Origin of the sequence: Clostridium putrefaciens, assembly GCF_900461105.1 — a bacterium.
Taxonomy (GTDB): Bacteria; Bacillota; Clostridia; order Clostridiales; family Clostridiaceae; genus Clostridium_L; species Clostridium_L putrefaciens.
Window position 1 is genome coordinate 102,459 of the sequence record NZ_UFWZ01000001.1, and the last position, 23,624, is coordinate 126,082.

At 27.6% G+C, this 23,624-nt stretch carries 26 protein-coding genes; 13 read left to right on the forward strand and 13 right to left on the reverse strand.

The annotated features are described in order from the left end of the window. Positions 1-30: 30 nt before the first annotated feature. Both DY168_RS00460 and DY168_RS00465 read right to left on the reverse strand, forming a co-directional pair. Positions 31-378, reverse strand: coding sequence for a hypothetical protein (locus tag DY168_RS00460; RefSeq protein ID WP_115639987.1), 348 nt, complete (start codon positions 376-378; stop codon positions 31-33). Continuing rightward, entirely contained in the window at positions 375-1,616 is a 1,242-nt protein-coding gene (locus tag DY168_RS00465) for a DUF1576 domain-containing protein (protein WP_115639988.1), read from the reverse strand. The genes DY168_RS00460 and DY168_RS00465 overlap by 4 nt, the downstream gene beginning before the upstream one ends. A 295-nt stretch (positions 1,617-1,911) precedes the next feature. On the opposite strand from DY168_RS00465, the gene DY168_RS00470 reads away from it, so the two are divergent. The 3 genes from DY168_RS00470 (at position 1,912) to DY168_RS00475 (ending at position 4,398) form a co-directional block, all read left to right on the forward strand. Beyond that, a complete protein-coding gene (locus DY168_RS00470; RefSeq protein WP_115639989.1) occupies positions 1,912-2,592 on the forward strand; it encodes a beta/alpha barrel domain-containing protein in 681 nt (226 codons plus the stop codon). A gap of 38 nt (positions 2,593-2,630) precedes the next feature. Then, positions 2,631-2,789, forward strand: coding sequence for a hypothetical protein (locus DY168_RS14535; protein WP_172556215.1), 159 nt, complete (start codon positions 2,631-2,633; stop codon positions 2,787-2,789). Between the two features lie 103 nt (positions 2,790-2,892). Continuing rightward, entirely contained in the window at positions 2,893-4,398 is a 1,506-nt protein-coding gene (locus DY168_RS00475) for a carboxypeptidase M32 (RefSeq protein ID WP_278286333.1), read from the forward strand. Positions 4,399-4,555: 157 nt separating this feature from the next. Here DY168_RS00475 and DY168_RS00480 read toward each other — a convergent pair whose 3' ends face one another. Further along, complete coding sequence (locus tag DY168_RS00480) at positions 4,556-5,080, reverse strand: chromate transporter (protein WP_115639990.1); 525 nt, start codon at positions 5,078-5,080, stop codon at positions 4,556-4,558. Continuing rightward, positions 5,077-5,619 (reverse strand): chromate transporter, encoded by a 543-nt coding sequence (locus DY168_RS00485; RefSeq protein ID WP_115639991.1) that lies wholly within the window; start codon positions 5,617-5,619, stop codon positions 5,077-5,079. The genes DY168_RS00480 and DY168_RS00485 overlap by 4 nt, the downstream gene beginning before the upstream one ends. A gap of 128 nt (positions 5,620-5,747) precedes the next feature. Here DY168_RS00485 and DY168_RS00490 point away from each other — a divergent pair, with 128 nt between their 5' ends. Both DY168_RS00490 and DY168_RS00495 read left to right on the forward strand, forming a co-directional pair. Further along, a complete protein-coding gene (locus DY168_RS00490; protein ID WP_115639992.1) occupies positions 5,748-6,752 on the forward strand; it encodes an N-acetylmuramoyl-L-alanine amidase in 1,005 nt (334 codons plus the stop codon). 264 nt (positions 6,753-7,016) lie between these two features. Continuing rightward, entirely contained in the window at positions 7,017-7,328 is a 312-nt protein-coding gene (locus DY168_RS00495; protein ID WP_174905306.1) for a hypothetical protein, read from the forward strand. 120 nt (positions 7,329-7,448) lie between these two features. Here the strand turns inward: DY168_RS00495 and DY168_RS00500 are convergent, their stop codons facing one another. Further along, entirely contained in the window at positions 7,449-7,934 is a 486-nt protein-coding gene (locus tag DY168_RS00500) for a YcxB family protein (RefSeq protein ID WP_115639993.1), read from the reverse strand. A gap of 86 nt (positions 7,935-8,020) precedes the next feature. After that, the gene (locus tag DY168_RS00505) at positions 8,021-8,506 is read right to left on the reverse strand and encodes a YcxB family protein (protein ID WP_115639994.1); all 486 of its coding nucleotides are present in this window, start codon (positions 8,504-8,506) and stop codon (positions 8,021-8,023) included. Between the two features lie 364 nt (positions 8,507-8,870). Here DY168_RS00505 and DY168_RS00510 point away from each other — a divergent pair, with 364 nt between their 5' ends. After that, entirely contained in the window at positions 8,871-9,107 is a 237-nt protein-coding gene (locus DY168_RS00510; RefSeq protein ID WP_115639995.1) for a hypothetical protein, read from the forward strand. Positions 9,108-9,463: 356 nt separating this feature from the next. On the opposite strand, the gene DY168_RS00515 is transcribed toward DY168_RS00510, so the two are convergent. Next, complete coding sequence (locus DY168_RS00515) at positions 9,464-10,258, reverse strand: tetratricopeptide repeat protein (RefSeq protein ID WP_115639996.1); 795 nt, start codon at positions 10,256-10,258, stop codon at positions 9,464-9,466. Between the two features lie 718 nt (positions 10,259-10,976). Beyond that, positions 10,977-11,360, reverse strand: coding sequence for a DUF5412 family protein (locus DY168_RS00520; RefSeq protein ID WP_115639997.1), 384 nt, complete (start codon positions 11,358-11,360; stop codon positions 10,977-10,979). 1,521 nt (positions 11,361-12,881) lie between these two features. Here DY168_RS00520 and DY168_RS00525 point away from each other — a divergent pair. Together DY168_RS00525 and DY168_RS00530 are read left to right on the forward strand one after the other, a co-directional pair. Then, positions 12,882-13,712, forward strand: a complete 831-nt coding sequence (locus DY168_RS00525) for a hypothetical protein (RefSeq protein ID WP_115639998.1) — start codon at positions 12,882-12,884, stop codon at positions 13,710-13,712. 73 nt (positions 13,713-13,785) lie between these two features. Beyond that, the gene (locus tag DY168_RS00530; protein ID WP_115639999.1) at positions 13,786-14,223 is read left to right on the forward strand and encodes a hypothetical protein; all 438 of its coding nucleotides are present in this window, start codon (positions 13,786-13,788) and stop codon (positions 14,221-14,223) included. 157 nt (positions 14,224-14,380) lie between these two features. Here the strand turns inward: DY168_RS00530 and DY168_RS00535 are convergent, their stop codons facing one another. Both DY168_RS00535 and DY168_RS00540 read right to left on the reverse strand, forming a co-directional pair. Beyond that, entirely contained in the window at positions 14,381-15,175 is a 795-nt protein-coding gene (locus DY168_RS00535; RefSeq protein ID WP_115640000.1) for a tetratricopeptide repeat protein, read from the reverse strand. 607 nt (positions 15,176-15,782) lie between these two features. Beyond that, positions 15,783-16,364, reverse strand: a complete 582-nt coding sequence (locus tag DY168_RS00540; RefSeq protein ID WP_115640001.1) for a DUF4352 domain-containing protein — start codon at positions 16,362-16,364, stop codon at positions 15,783-15,785. A 689-nt stretch (positions 16,365-17,053) separates the two neighbouring features. Between DY168_RS00540 and DY168_RS00545 the strand changes: the two genes are divergently transcribed. The 3 genes from DY168_RS00545 (at position 17,054) to DY168_RS00555 (ending at position 19,122) form a co-directional block, all read left to right on the forward strand. Continuing rightward, the gene (locus DY168_RS00545) at positions 17,054-17,242 is read left to right on the forward strand and encodes a hypothetical protein (protein ID WP_115640002.1); all 189 of its coding nucleotides are present in this window, start codon (positions 17,054-17,056) and stop codon (positions 17,240-17,242) included. A 106-nt stretch (positions 17,243-17,348) separates the two neighbouring features. Continuing rightward, positions 17,349-17,537: a hypothetical protein gene (locus DY168_RS00550; RefSeq protein ID WP_115640003.1), complete on the forward strand. Its 189-nt coding sequence runs from the start codon at positions 17,349-17,351 to the stop codon at positions 17,535-17,537. A gap of 226 nt (positions 17,538-17,763) precedes the next feature. Further along, entirely contained in the window at positions 17,764-19,122 is a 1,359-nt protein-coding gene (locus tag DY168_RS00555; RefSeq protein ID WP_115640004.1) for a YjiH family protein, read from the forward strand. Positions 19,123-19,553: 431 nt separating this feature from the next. On the opposite strand, the gene DY168_RS00560 is transcribed toward DY168_RS00555, so the two are convergent. Together DY168_RS00560 and DY168_RS00565 are read right to left on the reverse strand one after the other, a co-directional pair. After that, positions 19,554-19,757 carry a transposase gene (locus DY168_RS00560; protein WP_115640005.1) on the reverse strand — a complete coding sequence of 68 codons (204 nt, stop codon included), beginning with the start codon at positions 19,755-19,757 and terminating at the stop codon, positions 19,554-19,556. A gap of 119 nt (positions 19,758-19,876) precedes the next feature. Further along, positions 19,877-20,998, reverse strand: a complete 1,122-nt coding sequence (locus DY168_RS00565) for an IS1380 family transposase (RefSeq protein ID WP_115640006.1) — start codon at positions 20,996-20,998, stop codon at positions 19,877-19,879. An 804-nt stretch (positions 20,999-21,802) separates the two neighbouring features. On the opposite strand from DY168_RS00565, the gene DY168_RS00570 reads away from it, so the two are divergent. Further along, positions 21,803-22,177 (forward strand): hypothetical protein, encoded by a 375-nt coding sequence (locus tag DY168_RS00570; RefSeq protein ID WP_115640007.1) that lies wholly within the window; start codon positions 21,803-21,805, stop codon positions 22,175-22,177. Continuing rightward, positions 22,174-22,344, forward strand: coding sequence for a hypothetical protein (locus DY168_RS14540; RefSeq protein WP_172556217.1), 171 nt, complete (start codon positions 22,174-22,176; stop codon positions 22,342-22,344). The genes DY168_RS00570 and DY168_RS14540 overlap by 4 nt, the downstream gene beginning before the upstream one ends. 631 nt (positions 22,345-22,975) lie before the next feature. Here the strand turns inward: DY168_RS14540 and DY168_RS14865 are convergent. Beyond that, positions 22,976-23,356 carry a transposase gene (locus DY168_RS14865; protein ID WP_242984026.1) on the reverse strand — a complete coding sequence of 127 codons (381 nt, stop codon included), beginning with the start codon at positions 23,354-23,356 and terminating at the stop codon, positions 22,976-22,978. Between the last annotated feature and the right edge of the window lie 268 nt (positions 23,357-23,624).

Sequence of the window (23,624 nt, forward strand, 5' to 3'; positions counted from 1 at the left end):
GTAGTTTTTTAGCTGTAAAGTCATTTAGTTTTACCCAAGTCTTTTAAGGTATATATCCAAGGTATTATCTTCTTTTGAATATGATACACTTGAGGCATCAGTCATTATACCTATTAGTGTAAGCTCAGGATCTGTATCATTGTCACCAGCTAGTATCCAGTAATGCTCTTCTAACTCGTGGGACCTTTTAGCTGATAGTAACTTTTCAAGTAAGTATATATTTCTTTCGTTTAAAGTTATATCTAAGGCTTTAATATAAAATTCAGTACATTGATCCTTTGTAATAACATTTATATTAATGTTTTGTGAACCGTTTTTGTAACAATAATTCATTAGTTCATTCACAATTTTAGTGTTTCTATACATTAAATGTTTCATTCAGTAGGCTCCTTTCTAAAGGCATTTATTATAGGTACAAGTACTAACGCAACAATCCCTCCAGCTAAACCATTATTGTATAAGTTTAAACCACCATGAAGATATCCTGTATTCATTACAGTGCAAACATGCAAGAACCCTGCTAGCATACCATAAATAACACCAAATTGACCAGCGATAGGAGCGAGTGTTGTTGAAAATAATGTGGATAAAATCATTTGTGGAGAATTTAAATCCCATATGTTTAATAAGCTTGCAAGAATAGCGCCTAATACTATAGGAGCAGTATTCTTAATATGCTTGCCAAAGGCACCAAATCCTGAAATCGTAAATATACCTGCAATAACTGGACCATTTAAGTCACCACCTATAATTACTACATATAAGGTAAATATAAGACCTAAAATACCCATGTTTATAAATGCGGCATATTCAAATAACAAATAAAAGTCTGTTACTAATCTTCCGGGAAATCTAGTAATCTCTAATACATTTTTGAAGCTTTTTCCGTTTAAGATAAACCCTATTATAATCATAAAGGAAAATATGATTATAAGGAATGTAAGTATGTATGGATTTATACCTTCGTACCAGATAAACCTACTTTCAAAGTTTATACCAAAGGCTCTAAAGATTGACATAAGTATAGTTGCAAGAATACCTGCTGCAAACCCTACATTATATAAGTTATAACCTTGATGTACTTTTATAGAGTGAGAAGCAAGGGGAGGCAATATAAATCCTATAAATGTAGTTATACTAATACCAACAATTATACCTAGAGATGGTGGGAGATAACCTGAAAAAGTTAATTGACCTACGGTTGGTGCAAGTGTAGTTCCTAAAAGTGCTATTAGGGTATAGTTTAGAAAAGGTTCCTTTTGATATTTAGAGTATAGCCACACACCAAATATTATAGGCCAAATGTTAGCTATATTTTTACCAAAGAAACCAAAGCCAGCCATAAGCCAAATAGCCATTATAGTAGATCCATTAGGCTTTATACCTGTTTTAATTAAAATGAATATACATATAAGGGTTAAAAGTCCTGCGTTAACAAAAGATGCACCAACACCACCTAGAGCTAAGTAATCTGTTATTAATATATCAGAATTCATTACTATAGTTAATATACCATGAAAAATGTTTTTGGGTGTATCCATAAGAAATCCAAAGATTATAAAAGAAGTAAAGATAACTATGGATATAATGTAAGATTTATAAATTTCGTTTTTCATAAGTCCTCCTAAAAGTAAGCTATTAAATAACTAGTTATAGTATAATTTATAATGGTTAAGTTACGCAATATTTATTTTTGATTAAAGATATTGTTATTGTTAACTAAAAATACAATAAAAATGTGAAGTTTCATGTATTATATAGCATGTAGTCAATAAAAGTACTTTAAATAAGTTTGTCCACAATATATAATATAGTATATATACAAACTACTATAAATAAATATAAACAAATGTAGATTTATATATATTTATGTTTTAATATATATAAAATTTTAGTATTGGAGGAATCATTATGGAAAAACAAGTTCCTGAAATTAAAGGTCAGTTAAGAAATCATATGATTGAGTTACCTACTGTTATAAGGCAATCTACAGGTATTAAGATATTTGGCAAAAGGCTGAAGTCTTTTTTATTTAGTACAGATGTTGCAGTTATAAGAAATACTAACGCTGATGCAGTAATTGCAGTGTATCCATTTACTCCACAACCAGTAATAACACAGGCATTATTATTAGCAGCAGATGTTCCAGTGTTTTGTGGAGTTGGTGGCGGTATAACTACAGGTAAAAGGGTAGTAAACTTAGCCTTAGATGCAGAATTTAAGGGAGCTATGGGTATAGTTGTTAATAGTCCTACTCCAAATGAGGTTATAAGTAAAATTAGAGATACTATAGATATACCTATAATTGTAACTGTAGTTTCAGAATATGAAGATATAAGGTCAAGGATAGAATCTGGGGCTACAATAATAAATGTTTCAGGTGGAAAGGATACGTCAAGGATAGTAAGAAACATAAGAGCAAAGTATCCAGACTTTCCTATAATGGCAACGGGTGGACCAACAGATCAAAGTATTTTAGAAACCATCAAAGCAGGAGCAAATGCCATAACATATACACCTCCATCTACAGCAGATATATTAAATGAGATTATGGAGAGATATAGAAAACAATATGAAGATGAAAGTATTTAACTTTTAATTTTTGAATTGCTAATATGAGGAGTTTTAATATGATAGAAAATAATTGTAAGGTTTGTCCTGAGTATCTAAACAATAATTGTGAGGGCGGAGCTCTAGATTGTATGTGCCTTAAATGTCCAAGAAATCTTGGGAAGTGTATGATAACAAAATACTGTACGGAAACAGAGTCTATTCTAATATTTGATTAGAAGGAATAGGTTAATATTTATTGAATATAATGTTAGGTAACTTATAACTTATATATTAACGTTTTGTATAAGTTATTATGTTTAAATAAAAGGGGGCAATAAAGTGAACAAAGAGCATGGGGAAAAGTTGAATGAAGTAAGAGAATATATGCTTGATTTAGAACACTTAAATCAAGCTATTGGACTAGTTTACTGGGACATGAGAGTTGGAATACCTAAAAAGGCTATAGATTCTAGATCAGAAGTAATAGGATATCTATCTGGAGAATCTTATAAGATTGCAACCTCTGATAAGGTAAAAGAGTTTATCGACTACTTTGAAGGGGTAAATGGTCTTGATGATATTTCAAGTTCTATGATAGAAAACTTAAAAAAAGAATATGAAAAGACTAAAAAGATACCATCAGATAGACATAAAGAATATACGATCCTTGCATCTAAATCTGAGGTAGCCTGGGAAGAGGCTAAAGATAAATCAGATTTTGAAATATTCAAACCATATCTTCAAAAGGTAGTAGACTTTAAAGATGAATTTATAAGTTACTGGGGATATGATAAGAATAAATATGATACCTTATTAGATTTTTACGAGCCAAGTATCACAGTTGAAAAGTTAGATGATATCTTTGGTGAGCTTAGAGATGGTATAGTTCAACTATTAGAAAAGATAAACAATAGCAAAGTAAAACCAAAAGATGATTTCTTTAAAAAAGAATTCTCTAAAGAGTCTCAAGAAGAATTTAGTAAGTTTGTTGTAGAAAAGTTAGGTTATGATTTTGATGCAGGAAGAATAGATGAAAGCGTACATCCTTTTACTATAAACTTTGGAAATAAGGATGTAAGAATCACAACTAAATACTTAACAAATGAATTTAGAAGTGCGTTATTTAGTACAATACATGAAGGCGGACATGCTATTTATGAGCAAGATATACCTGATGAATTAAACGGAACAGGTCTTGGTACAGGTGTATCTATGGGGATACATGAATCTCAATCAAGATTTTATGAAAATATTATAGGAAGAAGTAAGTCCTTTTGGAAGTACTTTTATCCTGAAGCTAAAAAGAGATTCCCACAATTTGAAGGAGTTTCACTTGAAGAATTTTATAAGGGTTTAAATACAGTAGAACCATCACTTATAAGAACAGAAGCAGACGAGCTTACTTATAGCTTACATGTAATAATAAGATATGAAATTGAAAAGGCTCTTATAAATGGAAAGATTAAAGTAGAAGATTTACCTAGAGTTTGGAATGAAAAATACAAAGAATACTTAGGTGTAGAAGCAAGCTGTGATGCAGAAGGCGTCCTTCAAGATATGCATTGGTCTGATGGAAGCTTTGGATACTTTCCAAGTTATGCCCTGGGAAATATATATGGAGCTCAATTCTTAAATAAAATGAAAAAGGATATGCCAAATATGTATGAGGAAATTGAAAAAGGTAACTTTGAATATATTCATAAATGGTTAAGTGAAAATATCCATAAGCATGGAGCAGTTTATAAACCTGCAGATCTTATAAAGATGGTAACAGGAGAAGAACTTACAGCTAAATACTTTATAGAATACTTAAATAAAAAGTATACTGAAATATATGACCTATAATTAAAAATAACCTCCTTATAATAAAACTATAAGGAGGTTATTTTTATTGTGCGAAATATTATACTGATAGTAACTATAAAACACATATGCTACATTTAAAATTAAGTTTCAATCTATGGTTAAGGGTGGTTACTAATTAAAATTATAAACATTTTTTTTAATAAATAATAATCCCTATAACAGCTACTATAGCTATTAGTAAAATAGGATCTACCTTTTTTAAGGAAGCTATAAATACTCCTAAAAATAATATAATACTTTTAAAATCTATAAATATGCTTTTATTTACAAGTAATAATGCAGCTGCAGCTATAAGTCCAATTACCGTAGGTCTTATACCTTTGAAAGCGTAATCTACATATTTATTATCTTTAAATTTAACAAAGAAAATAGATATTATCATCATTATTATAAATGAAGGAAGAGAAACTCCTAAGGTAGCAAGCAAGGAACCAAAAGGTGAACTAGTTGCTGTATAGCCTATGTAGGTAGCGCTATTTATTGCAATAGGACCAGGAGTTACCTGAGATATTGCAATTATATCTGTAAATTCACTTAAAGTAAGCCATGCATTATTTATTACAACTTCTTGCTTTATTAAAGGAAGCATAGCATATCCGCCACCAAAACTAAAAAGTCCTATCTTAAAAAATGTGATAAACAATTTTAGATATAAGTTCATTTGTTTGCCTCCTTTACTTTTCCATAAACTATACCACCTATAGCAGCTAAGACTATGAATAGTATTGGAGTTATATTAAAAAATGCAATTAGAACTGCCACTAAAATAGGTATAATTATATTTTTTTTATTTATTCCAGCATTCTTTCCCATTCTATAAAGAGGGGTAGCAATTAAAGCTACTATTGCAGGCCTTATTGCCTTAAAGCTTTTTTCTACATATATATTATCTTTTATATCCCTAAAAAATAGAGCAATAATTAATATTATTAAAAAAGAGGGTAAAATTGCTCCAAGAGTTGTACAGATAGCTCCCAAAAACCCTGCACTTTTATATCCTACAAATACAGCAGTGTTTACAGCTATAGGTCCGGGGGCAGATTGAGCTAAAGCTAAAGAGTCTATAAATTCTTGTTTATCGAGCCAACCCTTATTATCCACCACCTCTTTTTCAATTAAGGGAACCATGGCATATCCTCCACCTAGTGTAAAGGCACCAATTTTAGCAAAACATAAAAATAGTTCTAAATAAAGATTCACAAAAGAAACCTCCTCATCTTTTAAGAGAATTTTAGTAGCACATGTATATATTATATAGTATATAGAGTTTTTTAAAATAGCTAATAGGGATTAATAGATTATATATTCAAATAGGAAGGAGATTTTTTATGTTTTTAGATAGAGGTACTTTAATAAGTGGTGATGCAGGTCATAACTCACCACCAGATACCGGGGCTAGTGGATATAGGAAGGAAGATGATCTTACTAAAGAGGTTTGGAATTTAATACAAGATAAGCTTATAGTTATGGGATATTTAATCAAAGATTGCACTCCATGGGGTAAAAGATTTGATAGTGTAAATAAATCTCTAGCCTTTAGGGTAAATGAAGCAAATAATAGTGGTTCAAAGCTTCATCTATGTATACACTTTAATTCAGGAGGTGGAACAGGTGTAGAATGTTATATAAGCGGTAATAAAGATTTAGAAAGGGGCTTTGCAACTAATATTTGTAATGAGATTTCTAGATTAGGTTATATAAATAGAGGTGTAAAAACAGCAAATTTATATGTTCCAAGATACACATCTATGCCTTGTGTATTAGTAGAATGCTCATTTGTAGATTCAAGGCAAGATATGGATAAGTATAACGGTAATGATATTGCAGAGGCTATAGTTAAGGCAGTAACTAATGCAGAGGCTAATTTAGAATCTAATTCAAAACCTGAATTAGAAGAATCTAAAGAATTAAACTTTTCTTACAAGAACAATGCGAAGGTTATAAGAGATTTCCTTTATGTAAGAGATTCCATGGGAAATATAATACCAGGTAGAAGAGTAGATATAGGGGATAATATAACAGTTTTAGATGTAAGCTATGCAAAACAACTTGTCTTAGCCCAATATCCTACAGCTTCTGGAGTTAAAAGAGGTTATGTAACTAATGCAACTAATTGCATTGAATATTATTATAAAGATGAATACTCTAATGGATCAACAAAGGAAACAGTATACGATGAAAATGGCTTATATCTTGGATCACTAGATCCATTTGAAAAGGCAACACCCTTATATAGAAAAGGTGGAAGACTTCATGTAGTATACAATACTAATAAAGGAAAGAACACAAAATCAGGTTATGTAATTTATAATGGTAACTTTAATAAGTTTTAATGTGTAAATAATCATTAGTAAAGATAATACCTAAAAAGAGAGAAAAGGCTTTTGCTTTTTCTCTCTTTTTAGTGTACAAAATTATTCAATTAGCTTTAATAAAAGACTTATTATTGAAGTTATAAATCTAAAAATAAAAATATTTTAATATATATTTTCATCTAACCTTTACATATTTAAGATTTCCTTCTCTTTTATAGGTGTAGATTAAATTCAAGCTTGATTTTTAATTTAAAAAATAAAAGATTAATGGAGGTTTTAAAAATGACAAAATATTATCCAGATGTAAATCCAGGTGAAATAGTACCAGGAGGATTTACCTATCCTAATAATGCTAAGTTACAAGGAGACTTCTTATATTTAAGAGATTCAAACAAGAATATGGTATCAGGTAGGCAGGTTGACAATGGTGATAGCATAACAGTATTAGATGTAGGTTATACAAAACAATTAGCATTAGTTCAATATCCAACATCAGCTGGAGTGAGACAAGGGTATGTTAAATATGAAGGAGTATCTGGATTTACTGATTCTAACATTAAAATTCCACGAAAAAATAAATTCATCTTCTACTGAATGGATTAAAAAAGGAGATAGATGGTATTACGGTGTATATGAACTCATAAAGATACTTATTAAAATATAAAATAAAAGGTAATTACAATTTTATATTATAACTTGTCTTAATATTTAAATTCATTTTATTAAATGTTTATTAAATTCATTTATAAAAGCATTTTTAGTATCTTCATTTTCAAAGGCTATTTTAGGTATTGATATAATTTCTTTTGAATTATATAGATGTATATATTTACTAGATTCAACTACCTTATCAAATAATGACCAATACAAAATCATATCATAGTTAGTTGAAGTAATTGATAGTCCAGCTTCATTTATCGATAATAAGAATTCATTTACTTCATTATTTAATTGATATTGTAGTCGATTAGAAATGGCCTTTTTGGTGAATAGCATATCTGATGTAGTTGACACTATATATAATATGAGGAATGTAAAGATTCCTTCCTTCAATATAAGGAAAACAAGTGGTACTAAGATTACAATAGGAAATGTATATCTTTCTACTAAAATGCGTTTTTTAAGATCTTTAGATTTTAAAATATATTCTAACTTAGAATTTATATATTCTTCTCTTAAAAGAGAATATTTTATCTCCATTTAAACACCTCCATTAGTAATAAAATTTATTTATATATCTTTAAAATGGTGAAATGAAATACATCTTCATGGTTTTGGGTTGTTTTTTATTTTCCTAAATATTTATTTAGTTTATTTATAAAATCGGTTTTATTATTTTTGTTTTTAAATATCTTTTTAGGTATTGATATATTCTCCTTTGAATTATATAAATGTATATATTTTTTAGATTCGACAATTTTATTAAATAATGGCCAATATAAATTAAGCTTATATTCATTGGTGGTAACTGATATGGAATTTTCATTTATAGATAATAAGAATTCATTTATTTCATGCTTTAATTCCTTTTTAACTCGATAATGAAGACCTACCTTAACTGACATTGGCAGAAATATAACCATTAATATGTACATCATAAGAAAGGTGCCAATCCCCTTTTTTAATAAGAAGAAGGTAATAGGTGCGAATATTACAATAGTAAGTATATATCTACCTACAAAAAATCGTTTTTTAAAATCTTCAGAACCAAATATATACTCTACTTTAGAATTTATATATTCTCTTTTTGTAAAAGAATATTTTATGTCCATATGAATACCCCCTATTAGTAATGGATAGTGTTAACACTATCTTTGTTTTAGAATCCATAAGCACTTATTATTAATTTTATTCATCTCGTTTAACTTATTTGAATAAACATATATTACCATGATGTAAGTTGTTTATCAATAGGTAATTATTAAAAAGGCAATGGAATAATGGTTTAAATATATAACAGTAACTCTTTTGGTGAGAATATAAGGTTTCATTTTTAATCCAATAAAGGAGATGAATTGGAGTTATGATGAACTCATTAGTTGTTTTAAAAGTTAATATAAGATAATAGTTGGAGGTACAAGTGCAAGTGGGATAAAAGTAGAAGATAGAGATGAAAAAGAAAAAGTAATAAAACACATGAATTCTACTAAATACTTTTATGGATTTAATCTCAAACCTGGAGGTGATAGCCCCGATGGATGCATAGTGATACTAGATAAGCATGGAAAAATGGTTGAGGGGCTTACTTTCTTTGGGGAAGAATTGATGCATTGTAGAGCAGATGGGAACTATTGTCGAACTTATTGGACTAGCATGGATCAGCATGATAAGCTTGAAAGGTTATATAATGATTTGAAAAAGCGTAGTAAATAAAAAGTTAGCGGAGTTATTTTTAATCCAATAAAAGAAATGAAATGTGGTTATGATGAACTCATTAGTTGTCTTGAAGGTTAACATTAGTATTTCAAGAGATTATCTGAAAATTTTATTTTGAGATAGTCTCTTTTTTAGTATTAGAAGCAGGGGCGTAAATTTTGGGTTTAAATCTTTCTTTGTTTAAATATGTGCTAACTATACTTGATATTAATATGCTTATGCATTGACAAAAGATTATAAATAACAAAAGAATCACGACACCATGGTCATTTGAAACCATAAGACTCGAAATCTAACTTTTTATGTAGAAATATTAAGATAGTATATAAAAGGTGAATAATATGAGGTTAATTTTAAAATAACCTAGGACAACTTCCAAACAGACTTAAAAATTCATCCTTATGTCTAATTTTATCAAACATTTCATCATCAAAATAATCATAGTAATTAATTTCTGAATCTTTAGCTAGTTTTAAGTTTGTATAACAGCTATTATAATCTTCGTTATATAAGTTTATTGCAGCTAAAATGATATAGTTATCTCCATTACTAGAATTAAGCTTTATTGCTTTTAATATATTCTCTTCAGCTTTTTTAATATCAGATAATTTAAAAAATACATGTGCATAGTTTTTATAAGCCGCAGATAAATGTTGATCAATTTCCACAGATTTATTTAAATCTATAAGAGCATTTTCATATTGTTTCAGTCTGATATATATAAACGCTCTATTATTATATGCCGTATTATTACTCGGGTCAATCATAATAGTCTTATTAAAATCTTTAAGTGAACTTTCATACCTTTCTAAATTAAGATATAAAAAGGCCCTACTATTATATTCAAGGATGTTGCTAGGATTAATATCAATAGCCTTATTAAAATCTTTAAGTGCGCTTTCATATTTTTTTAGTTTAAGATATGTTTCACCCCTAAGAATATACAATACATCTTTATATTCACCGTCAATATCAATAGCTTTATTTAATTCTTTAATAGCTTCTTTATAATCTTTATTTACGAAAAGATAATTACTCTTCTTTATAATTTCTCCATAAGAATTTAATTTAATTTTATTTTTTATACGTGGTAAGATTAATTTTATAATTAGTATAGAACACAAGGAAATTATGACTAAATAAATCATTATTTAAAGTACCTCCCTAAAAAATAAAATACTTATTTAAATTAATTTTATCTATTTTAAATTTTTTAAAGCATAATAGCATTGTGAACATATTTAATATAACTATACAGATTGAATATTTCATACTAATAAATGGTTCTTTAGTAATATTTATAAAGATAAAGCTTATTATTATTAGTAATAAATGAATGTATATAAGTTTATGCTTTTTTCATTTCGAACATCCAATTATATTTCTAAAAGCTGTTATTAGAATATCTTTTTAATACCTTACTTGACTTATACTAATATCCTTAAGTATTTCATTAAAGGTTTTAACTTGAATATCTATTCCTATTGAATTAAAACTACTTTTATCCACAGTTTGCTATAATTACAAAAGTATTATTTAGTATAAAGATGCGTATTCCTTCAAGTTTTTACATTCAAAAATTTCGTAGAGGTCTCGCCAATATTTCCCGCAAAATCCTCGCTAAGAAATAAAGTGGTTAATTATTGCATATACCATTACATATGAGATATAGTAACACTTTGTATGTAATGGTATGACCTAGATATGAGCTATTGCAGAAGTGTACTAAATTACGAATTAATAAAATCTTATAGGTGCAGATGCTGCATTAATAGAATTGTCAAAGAATACGCATAGCCATAGTGATGTTACAATTGGTTAACCCTTTAAGACATGAGTAATAAAGTTAAAGAATAGTGTTGATTGTTAGGAATCTACTCTCCAATCATATTTACCATTAGGTAAGTCTATCTTATGACCATTAATTATAACAGTTTCATCGCTATCCCAAGTAATTTCAGAAACATGAATTTTGTATTCCCAATAAATATTTCTTGGCTTCTTATTTTTATTATTTATTATTAATTCACCTCTTACGGCACAATCTACTGTTGCACTGCCATTAAAAAGATATGTTCTAATAGTATATGTTCCATTTGGAGATGTAGATTGACTCAAATATTCACCCTTAGGCAAATGACCAATACTATCAATATATGAATTTTTATTTCTAAAAGAAATTATTGTTATAAGAATTGTTATAACAATAGAAATTATTACGACACCAAAAATTATTTTATTTTTTTTCATAAACAAACCTCCTAATATTAATCAAGTATTCCAACTCCATAATCATTTGGATCGGTATTCATAGGAAAGATATAAGTACTTTTAATTGAAATTATAAAGAAGTATATTATATAAGGAATAAAAGTTAAGGGTATATTTATCCATTTGCCTTCTAAAGATAAGTGAATTAGACTTGTATACAGTACTATTAAGAAAATAATCCCTACACTTAATAATATTTTTTAGTAAATAGCCAATCATGATTTATTAATAACCGTAGATATACTTCTCAATAATAGCAAAAACAATACTTAATAACTAAGTTATAATAATTTGTTTTAGAATCCTTAATCGCTTATTATTAATGTTATTCATCTCCTTTAACTTATTTCAACAAACATGTATTACCACAATTTAAATTGTTTACCAATAGGTAATTATTAAAAAGCAATGGGATAATGTTTTAAATATATAACAGCACCTCTTTTGGTGAGGATATAAGGTTTCATTTTTAATCCAATAAAAGAAATGAATTGTGGTTATGATGAACTCATTAGCGCCTTTAAAGGTTAACATTAGTATTTCAAGAGATTATCTGAAAGTTTTATTTTGAGATAGTCTCTTTTTTAGTATTAGAAGCAGGGGCGTAAACTTTTGGTTTACATCTTTCTTTATTTAAATATGTGGAAACTATACTTGATATTAATATGCTAATGCATTGACAAAAGATTATAAATAACAAAAGAATCACGACACCATGGTCATTTGAAACCATAAGATTCGAAATCTAACTTTTTATGTAGAAATATTAAGATAGTATATAAAAGGTGAATAATATGAGGTTAATTTTAAAATAACCTAGGACAACTTCCAAACAGACTTAAAAATTCATCCTTATGTCTAATTTTATCAAATATTTTATTATTAAAATAATCATAATAATTAATTCCTGAATCTTTAGCTAGTTTTAAGTTTGTGTAACAGCTATTATAATCTTCGTTATATAAATTTATTGCAGCTAAAATAATATAGTTATCTCCATTACTAGAATCAAGATTTATTGCTTTTAATATATTCTTTTATGGAAATACAACCAATGATAAAAAGTAATAAAAGTATAATTTACTTTAAGGTGAAAGTTATGTAAGATGGCCACAAGGTTTAAGTAATAATTATTCTAGAATATTCTACATCTTTCTTTGTTTAAATATGTGCCAACTATACTTGATATTAATACGCTCATGCATTGACAAAAAAAAGGATTCCAACTCCATAATCATTTGGATCAAGCTGCATAGGAAAAAGATAAGGACCCCTAATAAATATATATTACCACAACGTAAACATTTTATAAATGATTGTTGTTAAATAACACGAAGACAGCGTTTTTAATATAACACTTTCAAAAGATTATCTGAAAACTTTATTTTAAGATAGTCTCTTTTTTAGTATTAGAAGTAAGGAGACATCTACTCATTTCCTTTATGTAAAGTTAATGTTAAAATAAGGAGAATACTAATTTTAAGGAGTGAAGATTTTAATATGTTTAAAAAGAAAAACAATATAATACTAATATTATTAAGTGTAATAATAACTACCTTTTTTTTAGGATGTACAAAAGCTTCTGAAACTGAGCCCTCAAACTTTCCGTTAACGAAGGAAGTGGGTAATTATATAATTGATATAGAGTATACTAAATATTTCGGGAATTATTTACTAACAAAATATTATATAACAACAAAGGATAGTTCAAATATAGAGGACGGAAATGTCTTCCTATCAGCAGCAACTCAAAATGATAATGTTGTTGAATTAAGTTTTGGCCCGCAAGAAATATCATCAAAAAAAATAGCTAATGATAAATTAGAAGTTGTTCAAAAATATATTATTGCAGGAAGGAAGGGAAAAAGTGATCAAATAAAAATAGAATATTTATTAACTGGAGATATAAAGTTTAAATTATCAAGTCCGTTAAATAAAAGTACGAATGGATATGAATATATCCATAAGAAGGTTTCATTGGATGGCTTAGATTTTACAATTGAAAGTTTAGGTAATTTTGAATTTGGTTCTTTAATTGATTTTTATATTGAGGATACAAAAAATTCAGATACCTATGATATTAGAGAAAGATATAATTTAAAGCTAATATCAGGAAACTATATTAATGCATACGAACTTAAAGCTTTAATAGCTTTTCCACCTAAAGAACTAGGCGAACTAGAATATTATGATTATAATAAGGATTCGAAATATGTTCAATTCTATGCTGGAAATCTATTATATAATCCTGAAGATGTTGATATAAATAATATGCAAATATATTTAGTTGACAAAGAAACTCAAAATGAAACTTTGATATATTCAAAATAAATTTTAAAATTGCAATGTAAAACAAAAAATATGATATGTATTTAGCATTTCACAATAAGCCTGGGGGTATATAATGAAGAAAAAGAGAACTATAATTAGGATATTACTTATGACCATGATAATTTCTTTAAATATTTATAATGCGTCCTTTAAAAGGATTAGGTTTAGTGATAAGTATTTCAAAGATGATGATTATAAGATAATAGTTGGAGGTACAAGTGCAAGTGGGATAAAAGTAGAAGATAGAGATGAAAAAGAAAAAGTAATAAAACACATGAATTCTACTAAATACTTTTATGGATTTAATCTCAAACCTGGAGGTGATAGCCCCGATGGATGCATAGTGATACTAGATAAGCATGGGAAAATGGTTGAGGATCTTACCTTCTTTGGGGAAGAGTTGATGCATTGTAGAGCAGATGGGAACTATTGTCGAACTTATTGGACTAGCATGGATCAGCGTGATAAGCTTAAAAGGTTATATAATGATTTTGAAAAGCGTAGTAAATGAAAAATTAGCAGGGTTATTTTTAATCCAATAAAAGAAATAAAATGTGGTTATGATAAACTCATTAGTTGTATTGAAGGTTAACATTAGTATTTCAAGAGATTATCTGAAAGTTTTATTTTGAGATAGTATATAAAAGGTGAATAATATGAGGTTAATTTTAAAATAACCTAGGACAACTTCCAAACAGACTTAAAAATTCATCATTATGCCTAATTTTATCAAATATGTCATCATCAAAATAATCATAGTAATTAATCCCTGTATCTTTAGCTAGTTTTAAGTTTGTATAACAGCTATTATAATCTTCGTTATATAAGTTTATTGCAGCTAAAATGATATAGTTATCTCCATTACTAGAATTAAGCTTTATTGCTTTTAATATATTCTCTTCAGCTTTTTTAATATCAGATAATTTAAAAAATACATGTGCATAGTTTTTATAAGCCGCAGATAAATGTTGATCAATTTCCACAGATTTATTTAAATCTATAAGAGCATTTTCATATTGTTTCAGTCTGATATATATAAACGCTCTATTATTATATGCCGTATTATTACTCGGGTCAATCATAATAGTCTTATTAAAATCTTTAAGTGAACTTTCATACCTTTCTAAATTAAGATATAAAAAGGCCCTACTATTATATGCAAGGATGTTGCTAGGATTAATATCAATAGCCTTATTAAAATCTTTAAGTGCGCTTTCATATTTTTTTAGTTTAAGATATGTTTCACCCCTAAGAATATACAATACATCTTTATATTCACCGTCAATATCAATAGCTTTATTTAATTCTTTAATAGCTTCTTTATAATCTTTATTTACGAAAAGATAATTACTCTTCTTTATAATTTCTCCATAAGAATTTAATTTAATTTTATTTTTTATACGTGGTAAGATTAATTTTATAATTAGTATAGAACACAAGGAAATTATGACTAAATAAATCATTATTTAAAGTACCTCCCTAAAAAATAAAATACTTATTTAAATTAATTTTATCTATTTTAAATTTTTTAAAGCATAATAGCATTGTGAACATATTTAATATAAGTATACAGATTGAATATTTCATACTAATAAATGGTTCTTTAGTAATATTTATAAAGATAAAGCTTATTATTATTAGTAATAAATGAATGTATATAAGTTTATGCTTTTTTCATTATATGAATTTTTATTTCTAAAAGAAATTATTGTTATAAGAATTGTTATAACAATAGAAATTATTACGACACCAAAGATTGTTTTGTTTTTTTTCATAAACAAACCTCCCAATATTAATCGATAGTGTTAACACTACCTTTGTTTTATTTATTTCAATCCTTGCTATTGCAAGGGTTTGTGCTATTTTAAACGTAAAAAAGCAATGACCCCCTCTTTTTAGTAAAAACAAAGTTGGCTTCAACACCGAACTCTTCATTTGTGCTTCTTTTGGAGATATTCTGAGCAAAAAGAAAGATCTAGAAGAATACAAGAACGATAAGCACAAATTCAAGCTCCATTACAAGAACTTATTCAGATGCGTAGCAATCCATTTAATCTTAATTAACTATATTTAATTAAGATTAAAGTGTGATGAGCCATAAACAAATACTAACTCATCTAATTTACTAGTCTCGGGAACTTCAAATAAGACATAAGTATATTTTATTATTCCAGGTTTTTGATCCCTAAAGCCGGTAAAGTTTTTATCATTTTCTTCTTTAAGTATTTTCAATACAAGTTTATATCCAATGTCAAATGAGTACCTTTCATTAATAGTTGAGGTATCTTTTAAAACAAAGTCGTAACGATATAGTTCAATAGTCGAATTTGAAGAGTTTCTAACTTTGAGCTTAATTAGTATGAACTTATTACCGGGAGCTGGAGTAAATGTATTATTTTCAACGTTTATCTCCACCTTTTCCGAAGCTTCAATTACTTTAAAGTCAAAATGACGTGATGTAGCAACTTCACCAAAAGGCACTATAATAATTTTGCTATTTGGTTCAAGTGAGCTATTGCTATACTTAGGATTTGGTTTTTCAAGGTACATATCGTTAATCTTATTAGTAATGTTACTAGATCCCAGCTTTATAGCTATACCGAACATTATTACAAAAGCTAACGTAATTGTTATTGTCTTTTTTATTTCCATGTCCACACCCCTAATACTACTAAAAGATAAATTAATGCTGTGAAGGTTTTTCTAAACAATAAAAACATCCCCTTTACTTTACTTGGGTAAACATTTGGTTTACATCTTCATTTATTAAGCAATAATCCCTCCTCCATAATCATTTGGATCAAGCCGCATAGGAAAAAGATAAGGACTCTTAATAAACATATATTACCACAACGTAAACATTTTATAAATGATTTTTGTTAAATAGGAACCATTTGAAATACCTATCATAATATAAGAGTATATATATAAATTATCTTAACTTTAATAAATCATGTTCTAGAATTATTTGTATTCAAAGATGATAAAAATAAAAAAATATAGCCATGTTTCATATTTAATTATTTAATTATTTAATGGTACCATGATTTTAATGGAAGATTAATTCAAAGGGCAAGTTATTAAATGAAAGATAAAAGTTTTTAAATAGATGCATTAAAGTGTTCAGAGGAAATAAGCATGTCTAAGACATATTTATTTCCTCTATTTTTATATTCATATTTATAGGTATAGTTATAGTTAAGAATTAATACATGATCTAAATCTATTTAACTACAAGAAGCTATTTTTGGTTATCATTAAATAGATGTTTTCTATATACATATAAACTTTTAATATGGGTAAAATAGAAATATTCACATTACTTTTATAGAGGTGTTGTTATGAGAAAAGATGAACTTAAAAGTGTTATCGGTGAAAATTGCCCAGGTTATGAACCAACATATGGATTATCTCTTATGAGCATGGGAGGACACCTTTCTCCTAGCTGCGATAATTGTTCTAACTTTGTTAGAGGTAAGTGCTTTAAAGACTTATATGATCCTATAAAAAATATGATTAACAATAATTAAGCCTATGGAGTTGAAAAGATAACAAGTTAAAGATTTAAATTTACTATTAAATTTATTGGTTACTTTTTGAAGAGGCTTAAGTCTTAAAGAAGAAAGGAGACTATTAATGGGTAATATGATGCAAATGATGCATGTAGCAAATTGTTGTCCTGGATACGAAGCTACAATAAATAATATAGAATCTAATATGGGATTAGAAAATAGCAAGAGCTGCTCTAATTGCAATCACTGGCAAGATAAAAGGTGTAATATTAATCTGTTTGATTCTGTTTTAATATCATTAGATCAAACGTAACTTAACATTTAATAAGATGGATTATAATTTTAAAACTTTAAAATTATAATCCATTATTTATAAAAGGTGAATTATTTCAAAACAAATTAATGTTATTAGGTATTATAAGAACTGGGGATGAATATTTATACATAAATAGGTTGATTTTTTTATAATTATGCATTATCATTTGTTAGTAAATTAATAAGTATCAAATGTAAATATCAATTATAAAAGGAGAGAGATAATGGAAAGTAAAAAGCCAGTAAATTCAAACAAGAGCAGCTATTTTAAATTTTTAATACCCTCAATAATGGGAATAATATTATTTATGACACCCTTAAATTTAGGTGGTGAAATAACCATACCTGTAGCCTTTTTTGCTAAGGTTATAATGAATAAGTTATCATATGTATTACCAGGTATAACTGTGGGGCTAATAGTTATTAGTCTTATAGGTACATTAGTTACAAAAATATTTAAACCTAAGAGCATAAAAGAAAATACTTATCTTAAAAGTCTTTTTGATGTAGATATTATTTGGACTATAGCAAGGATGTTAGGTGGTATTTTAGTTATATCATCATACTTTAAGATAGGCCCTGAATTTTTATGGTCAGAAAATACTGGAGGATTATTACTTTATAGTTTGCTCCCAATTTTATTTTCAGTATTTTTATTTGCTGGACTATTACTTCCACTTATTTTAGATTTTGGATTACTAGAGTTCTTTGGGACCTTACTTACAAAGGTAATGAGGCCAATTTTCTCCTTACCGGGAAGATCTGCTATAGATTGCATAACATCATGGCTTGGAGATGGAACTATAGGAGTACTTCTTACAAGCAAACAATATGAAGAAGGATACTATTCAGAAAGAGAAGCAGCTGTAATAGGTACAAGCTTTTCAGCAGTATCTATAACTTTTAGTTTAGTTGTGATAGCTCAAGTGAACTTGTCACATTTATTTTTGCCATTTTATCTAACAGTAACTCTTGCGGGTATAGTGGCTGCTATAGTAACTCCTCGGATACCACCACTATCAAGAAAATCTAACAATTATTATGGTGGTGTAAATAATAATGGTAGTGAAGAAATACCAAAAGGGTATACTTCATTTAAATGGGGATTAGAAAAGGCTGTAGATAGAGCTGGACAAAACAACAGCCCAAAGAAGTTTTTTGTAGATGGAGCTAAAAATGTTTTGGATATGTGGATTGGTGTAACACCTATGGTAATGGCATTTGGAACAATTGCACTTATGATAGCAGAGTATACTCCTATATTTCAATGGTTAGGTATGCCCTTTATACCAGTTCTAAAGCTCTTACAAATACCAGAGGCTACAGCAGCATCTCAAACCCTTATAGTAGGATTTGCAGATATGTTTCTACCCTCAGTTTTAGGGGCAACGATTCAAAGTGATATGACTAGATTCATAATTGCAGCTGTGTCTGTGACTCAGCTTATATATATGTCAGAGGTTGGTGGACTTTTACTTGGGTCAAAGATACCTGTAAACTTTAAAGAGTTATTTATAATATTTATAGAAAGAACGCTTATTACATTACCGGTGGTATCTATAATAGCACATATTATATTTTAAATAATAATGGATAGAAAGCTTTTAAAGGAAACTTTAGAAGCTTTTTTTGTTAATAGCTTTTATTTTAATAGGGGTAGTGACCGCAATTTGTGCAAAATGCCCGTTAAGAAAAAATGGCTACCATAATTTAAAAGTTATTGAAAATGGTAGCTGTTTTTTTAATTCTTCTGTAAAGGTCTCATATTGTTTATTAAACCTGAATTATTCACCGAATTTATTTTAAGAGGATTTTTGAAGAATATTTTCTCATAATATATATTGGGTGATTTTTTTATTGTTAAACATTATTTTCATACCCAAAATTAGAATTTTGGATATAGTTTCTCTAAGGACTTTATACCAACTATAAAAAGCTAGTACTTTTAAAACCTATTTAATTTTAATTTGCCTTACGGTGAAAAAGCTAAATTATTAATTCTATTTAGTGTATCTCAAAATTCATTTTTATAAGGACAACTACTGCATAGTTTGAATGTTAAATATCTAGAACTAGTAACAATCTTAGCAACTACTTTTATCAGCTTCAACCTAATGGGTTCCATTCTGTTGGATTTTATATACTTAGATAAAGCTAATCTTCTAAACCAATTATTAAAGTTATAGGCTAATGCAGTTTTGAAAGAAAGTTTGACCAATTGAAAGAATGATTGATCATTTAAAACAAAGTTGTATCAAACGTTACTATGAAATTAGTAATAAAAGCCTTACAAATGCCTTATATACGTAAATTTCAAATGGTTTTGATCAAACTTTATTATAAAGCTACAGCTAACATGGACAATTGTAATTTATTCATATTAGCAATGTATCCTGTGCTGCTCATGGAATCGAAGGCGAAGCCATTTTTACTTTCTTTAATGAAGTTTTCAATAGTACCTCTATTGGAATAAAACATTATTACCTTTTTAGGCGTAGCCGTCATATTTGTAACTACGAATGTATAGTTATAACACATTTGCCCTTCGGGCTTTTCAATTTTAACAACAACTCTACGCATTGTATCCCACTTAGCTGCTTTATATTTAATTTCACCATATACTACTTTATAATCATAAATATTATCTTTACAAGCTAAATCCATTCTAGCTGTAATATCAGTAGCTTTGCTATATAAGGTTTTATAAGCCATAAGTCTTATTGCATAAAAGGCTTTATTACCCTCTATAAGTTTATATAACTGTGGTATGGAAAAACCATTATCAGTTCTTACGAACCTATCTATAGTAGGATATTTATTAGAATATCTAGTTAACATAGGACCTAAAAATCTTGTAACATGTCTTGATGTATAAACATTGCCGGATCTAAGTTCAGCTTTTAGAAAATCACCCGTTAATCCATCAAAAGCAACTAAAGGATGATACCCATTTGACGAATAGTGAAAATTGTAGTTAGAGCCATATTGATTCCCATAAGTTTGGCAATTAGTTGAATCTAAATCTATCAATACTTGTTTAGGCATCTCAACAGAATAAACTTTATTCATCAGGGTTTCATTTATAAATTGAAATTGTTTAGAGTTATCAACGTCTAATCGACTATTAAATCTTGAAATAGTGGGCTGAGATGCTAGGACTTCTTTACCAAGAACTGATTTAAAAGCAGGGTCAGTAGTTAATTCATCTGCATTATCATCAGTATGATATCCAGCAATATTCTGATATGTTTTTTGAATAGCAATATCTAAATTAGAATGAATTCTAAATTTAGCCTTATCTTTAACTCTTAATATATCTCTTATAGCTTCGCTAAACCCCATTTTCTCCTCAAATTCTCTATATAAAAGTATCCCAGCATCTGATGTTAAATCTCCACCTTCAAAATTAACTTTAACTTTCCTATTGAAATTAACTGACTTTTCTACTAAACTATTCATATGAGATTCTCCTTTGTTAAGTGTTTTTTTCGCAAATTAACTATAACAAATTTGAATCTCTTTTTCTATATTTTCCATCACGTTTTAGGTGAAAATTAAAACATTAATGAATCTAGATATCAAGCTATGCTACGCATGGTTTTTATTTTTCTATGAATAATTCAGGTTTAAGTTACCACATTGTAATTTTACCATATTATATATATTACTAACGATTGTTTTTACTAGGTATTTAATTTTCAGAATTTTCAAGTGTAAGTTACTTATTAATTAATGTTTTAACTCCTGTACAAACAATATAACTATGTATTCTAAAAAGATAATAAGTTATAAACTATTATAATTATTAACTTATTTTTTCAAAATACACTTTTTTATTATTAAATAATATTTTAGGACATTTAAAATTAATTCAATAAATAAAAAAGTACATATAATATCAATATTATTAAGTTAATAATAAATATGGGGCAGGTATAATAAAATTTTAAAAACTTGGAAGGCAATAGAAAAGGTATGGCGAAAACCATTAAATACAATGACTTTTAAGAAGGTTACACATGAACGAATGTAATTAACTAAAAATACTAAAAGTAAATATTAATCATGACTAAATTTTGATGGAAGGATATATAAGTTGAAATTTAACCTACGTAGTAGATGGGATGAGAAGTCATAGGCAATTTAAAAGCAACATATAGTACTATGCTAAAAGTACAATATATTTTAAAGAAAATTAATATTAATATATTCCTTAATATGCTATAATATGGATTAAATTAGAATTGAGCGGAGGAGAATTTTGTGAAAATTGATTTTTATTATTGGTCTTATCAATGTCCCTTGAATAGTTCAATGATAGAGCTTTTGAGGGAATATGAGGCGAAATTAGATATTATATACCATGATATTTCTAAAGATTTTATGTTAGCTCAAAAGATGAATATGTTTTTTCCAACTTTAACTGTTGTTAATGATAAATATCGTTATTTTAGTCCATTAACAAGAAATTTCTTAGATTTGATATGCAACGATTATATTCCTATAGAAAAGCCATATAGGCCTAAATTAGGTACTATAAGGAAAGGTGTTATAATAGAACCTATTAAAAAAAGTAATTACTTAATTGCGACTAAATGTATGAGGAAAAATGGTCTAAAAAATGTACCGAAAAAATGAAGTTTCTAGAAAAGCAAAATATTAATATTTTTGTAATTTCAGATGAAATGGGTATTTTCCCTAATGGAGATTTAGATTTTTTTATTAAAAATGGATATGAGGATATGGATGTTATATCTAAAGAAAACAACTATTGTACATTACATTTATTATGCAAGTACATATAAAAATCCAATATAAATAACTCAATATTTAAACATTATAAGCCAAAAATGAACCAATATATAAAAATGCCGTACTATTAAGAAATTAATTTACGGCATTTTTTATGCAGCCATTTAGCTGAATATTAAATATAGAAACAATAATTAAAAAAAATAGAATTTTCAAGCAAAATGGAGGAATATAGACCCTATATATATATAATTACAATTCTTTATTGTATTGTATGTTTTACATTTTAAAGTATACAATGTAAGATTTATTATGACAAAGGCCACCAAATTAAAAAGTAATCTTATAGGTGGGTATTTAACTTAAATAAGTTTTTAATATTATTAAATTAGTTAGTAAGAATATCCTTTTTAAAAACATATTATATATATAATTTGATTTTGAGTAGTGGGTATTTTTATAAAATATATTTGTAAAGCTTTATTAAATTTATGTTTTCAAAGTTATACAAATTAAAGTTTAAGAGTAGTCACGGAAACTAATATGTAAAACGTGAGTTTGTATAGGGTGATTATAGAACTATAAATTTTATGCTCAAAGAGCAATTAGAAATAAAAATAGGCATGACAAACAATCCTACACCATGTAGGAATTTTCAGGAAAGAATATTTAATTGTCAAACAGCTACTCTAATAAATTTAAAATACTAAAACCTGAAACTTTAAGTCTTGCATCTAGATGAATATTAATTGCAGCAATCATAGTCATAAATGAATACCGTTCTTTACCGTGTATTCGTAAAGAATGAATTCTATAATCATTAAGAATACGATTATTTATACGTTCTGAGCAGGTTCTAGTTTTATAAATAGTTTTCCATTGTTTTGAGCCGCGAGGCACAGGAGTAAACAAGCGTAAATCCCATGATGGTTTAGTATAGATTACTCGCCCATAAGGTGAAGGTGAGCACTGCTTTTGACAAGAGCAACTATCAACCTTTTTTAAAACTAGAGGGCAACGCCATTTAAGGCGTGAACGACTTTTTTCAAAACCGTTATAGACCATTTCATGGCCACCAATACAGATAGGAACTCCTTTTTCATTAATATCTAAAGTAGTTGGGTATTTTGGATTTCCTTTATTTTTGGAGTTCAAATCAATAAAGGGATTAATGTTCCATTTGGAACATAATTCATATGTAGGATAGTTATCATTAGCTGAGTCAAGAACATAATTTGATATATTGAACTGCGGCAACAGTTCTCTAAATTCAGCTAATGCGACTATTCCAGTGACACTGTCGTGCCTGCTTGCTTCTACAAATCGTAGATAA

Coding starts and splice junctions, on each gene's coding strand:
- DY168_RS00460 (WP_115639987.1), bottom strand. CDS start 378: ATGAAACATTTAATGTATAGAAACACTAAAATTGTGAATGAACTAATG.
- DY168_RS00465 (WP_115639988.1), bottom strand. CDS start 1,616: ATGAAAAACGAAATTTATAAATCTTACATTATATCCATAGTTATCTTT.
- DY168_RS00470 (WP_115639989.1), top strand. CDS start 1,912: ATGGAAAAACAAGTTCCTGAAATTAAAGGTCAGTTAAGAAATCATATG.
- DY168_RS14535 (WP_172556215.1), top strand. CDS start 2,631: ATGATAGAAAATAATTGTAAGGTTTGTCCTGAGTATCTAAACAATAAT.
- DY168_RS00480 (WP_115639990.1), bottom strand. CDS start 5,080: ATGAACTTATATCTAAAATTGTTTATCACATTTTTTAAGATAGGACTT.
- DY168_RS00490 (WP_115639992.1), top strand. CDS start 5,748: ATGTTTTTAGATAGAGGTACTTTAATAAGTGGTGATGCAGGTCATAAC.
- DY168_RS00495 (WP_174905306.1), top strand. CDS start 7,017: ATGACAAAATATTATCCAGATGTAAATCCAGGTGAAATAGTACCAGGA.
- DY168_RS00500 (WP_115639993.1), bottom strand. CDS start 7,934: ATGGAGATAAAATATTCTCTTTTAAGAGAAGAATATATAAATTCTAAG.
- DY168_RS00505 (WP_115639994.1), bottom strand. CDS start 8,506: ATGGACATAAAATATTCTTTTACAAAAAGAGAATATATAAATTCTAAA.
- DY168_RS00510 (WP_115639995.1), top strand. CDS start 8,871: ATGAATTCTACTAAATACTTTTATGGATTTAATCTCAAACCTGGAGGT.
- DY168_RS00515 (WP_115639996.1), bottom strand. CDS start 10,258: ATGATTTATTTAGTCATAATTTCCTTGTGTTCTATACTAATTATAAAA.
- DY168_RS00520 (WP_115639997.1), bottom strand. CDS start 11,360: ATGAAAAAAAATAAAATAATTTTTGGTGTCGTAATAATTTCTATTGTT.
- DY168_RS00525 (WP_115639998.1), top strand. CDS start 12,882: ATGTTTAAAAAGAAAAACAATATAATACTAATATTATTAAGTGTAATA.
- DY168_RS00530 (WP_115639999.1), top strand. CDS start 13,786: ATGAAGAAAAAGAGAACTATAATTAGGATATTACTTATGACCATGATA.
- DY168_RS00535 (WP_115640000.1), bottom strand. CDS start 15,175: ATGATTTATTTAGTCATAATTTCCTTGTGTTCTATACTAATTATAAAA.
- DY168_RS00540 (WP_115640001.1), bottom strand. CDS start 16,364: ATGGAAATAAAAAAGACAATAACAATTACGTTAGCTTTTGTAATAATG.
- DY168_RS00545 (WP_115640002.1), top strand. CDS start 17,054: ATGAGAAAAGATGAACTTAAAAGTGTTATCGGTGAAAATTGCCCAGGT.
- DY168_RS00550 (WP_115640003.1), top strand. CDS start 17,349: ATGGGTAATATGATGCAAATGATGCATGTAGCAAATTGTTGTCCTGGA.
- DY168_RS00555 (WP_115640004.1), top strand. CDS start 17,764: ATGGAAAGTAAAAAGCCAGTAAATTCAAACAAGAGCAGCTATTTTAAA.
- DY168_RS00565 (WP_115640006.1), bottom strand. CDS start 20,998: ATGAATAGTTTAGTAGAAAAGTCAGTTAATTTCAATAGGAAAGTTAAA.
- DY168_RS14540 (WP_172556217.1), top strand. CDS start 22,174: ATGAAGTTTCTAGAAAAGCAAAATATTAATATTTTTGTAATTTCAGAT.
- DY168_RS14865 (WP_242984026.1), bottom strand. CDS start 23,356: ATGGTCTATAACGGTTTTGAAAAAAGTCGTTCACGCCTTAAATGGCGT.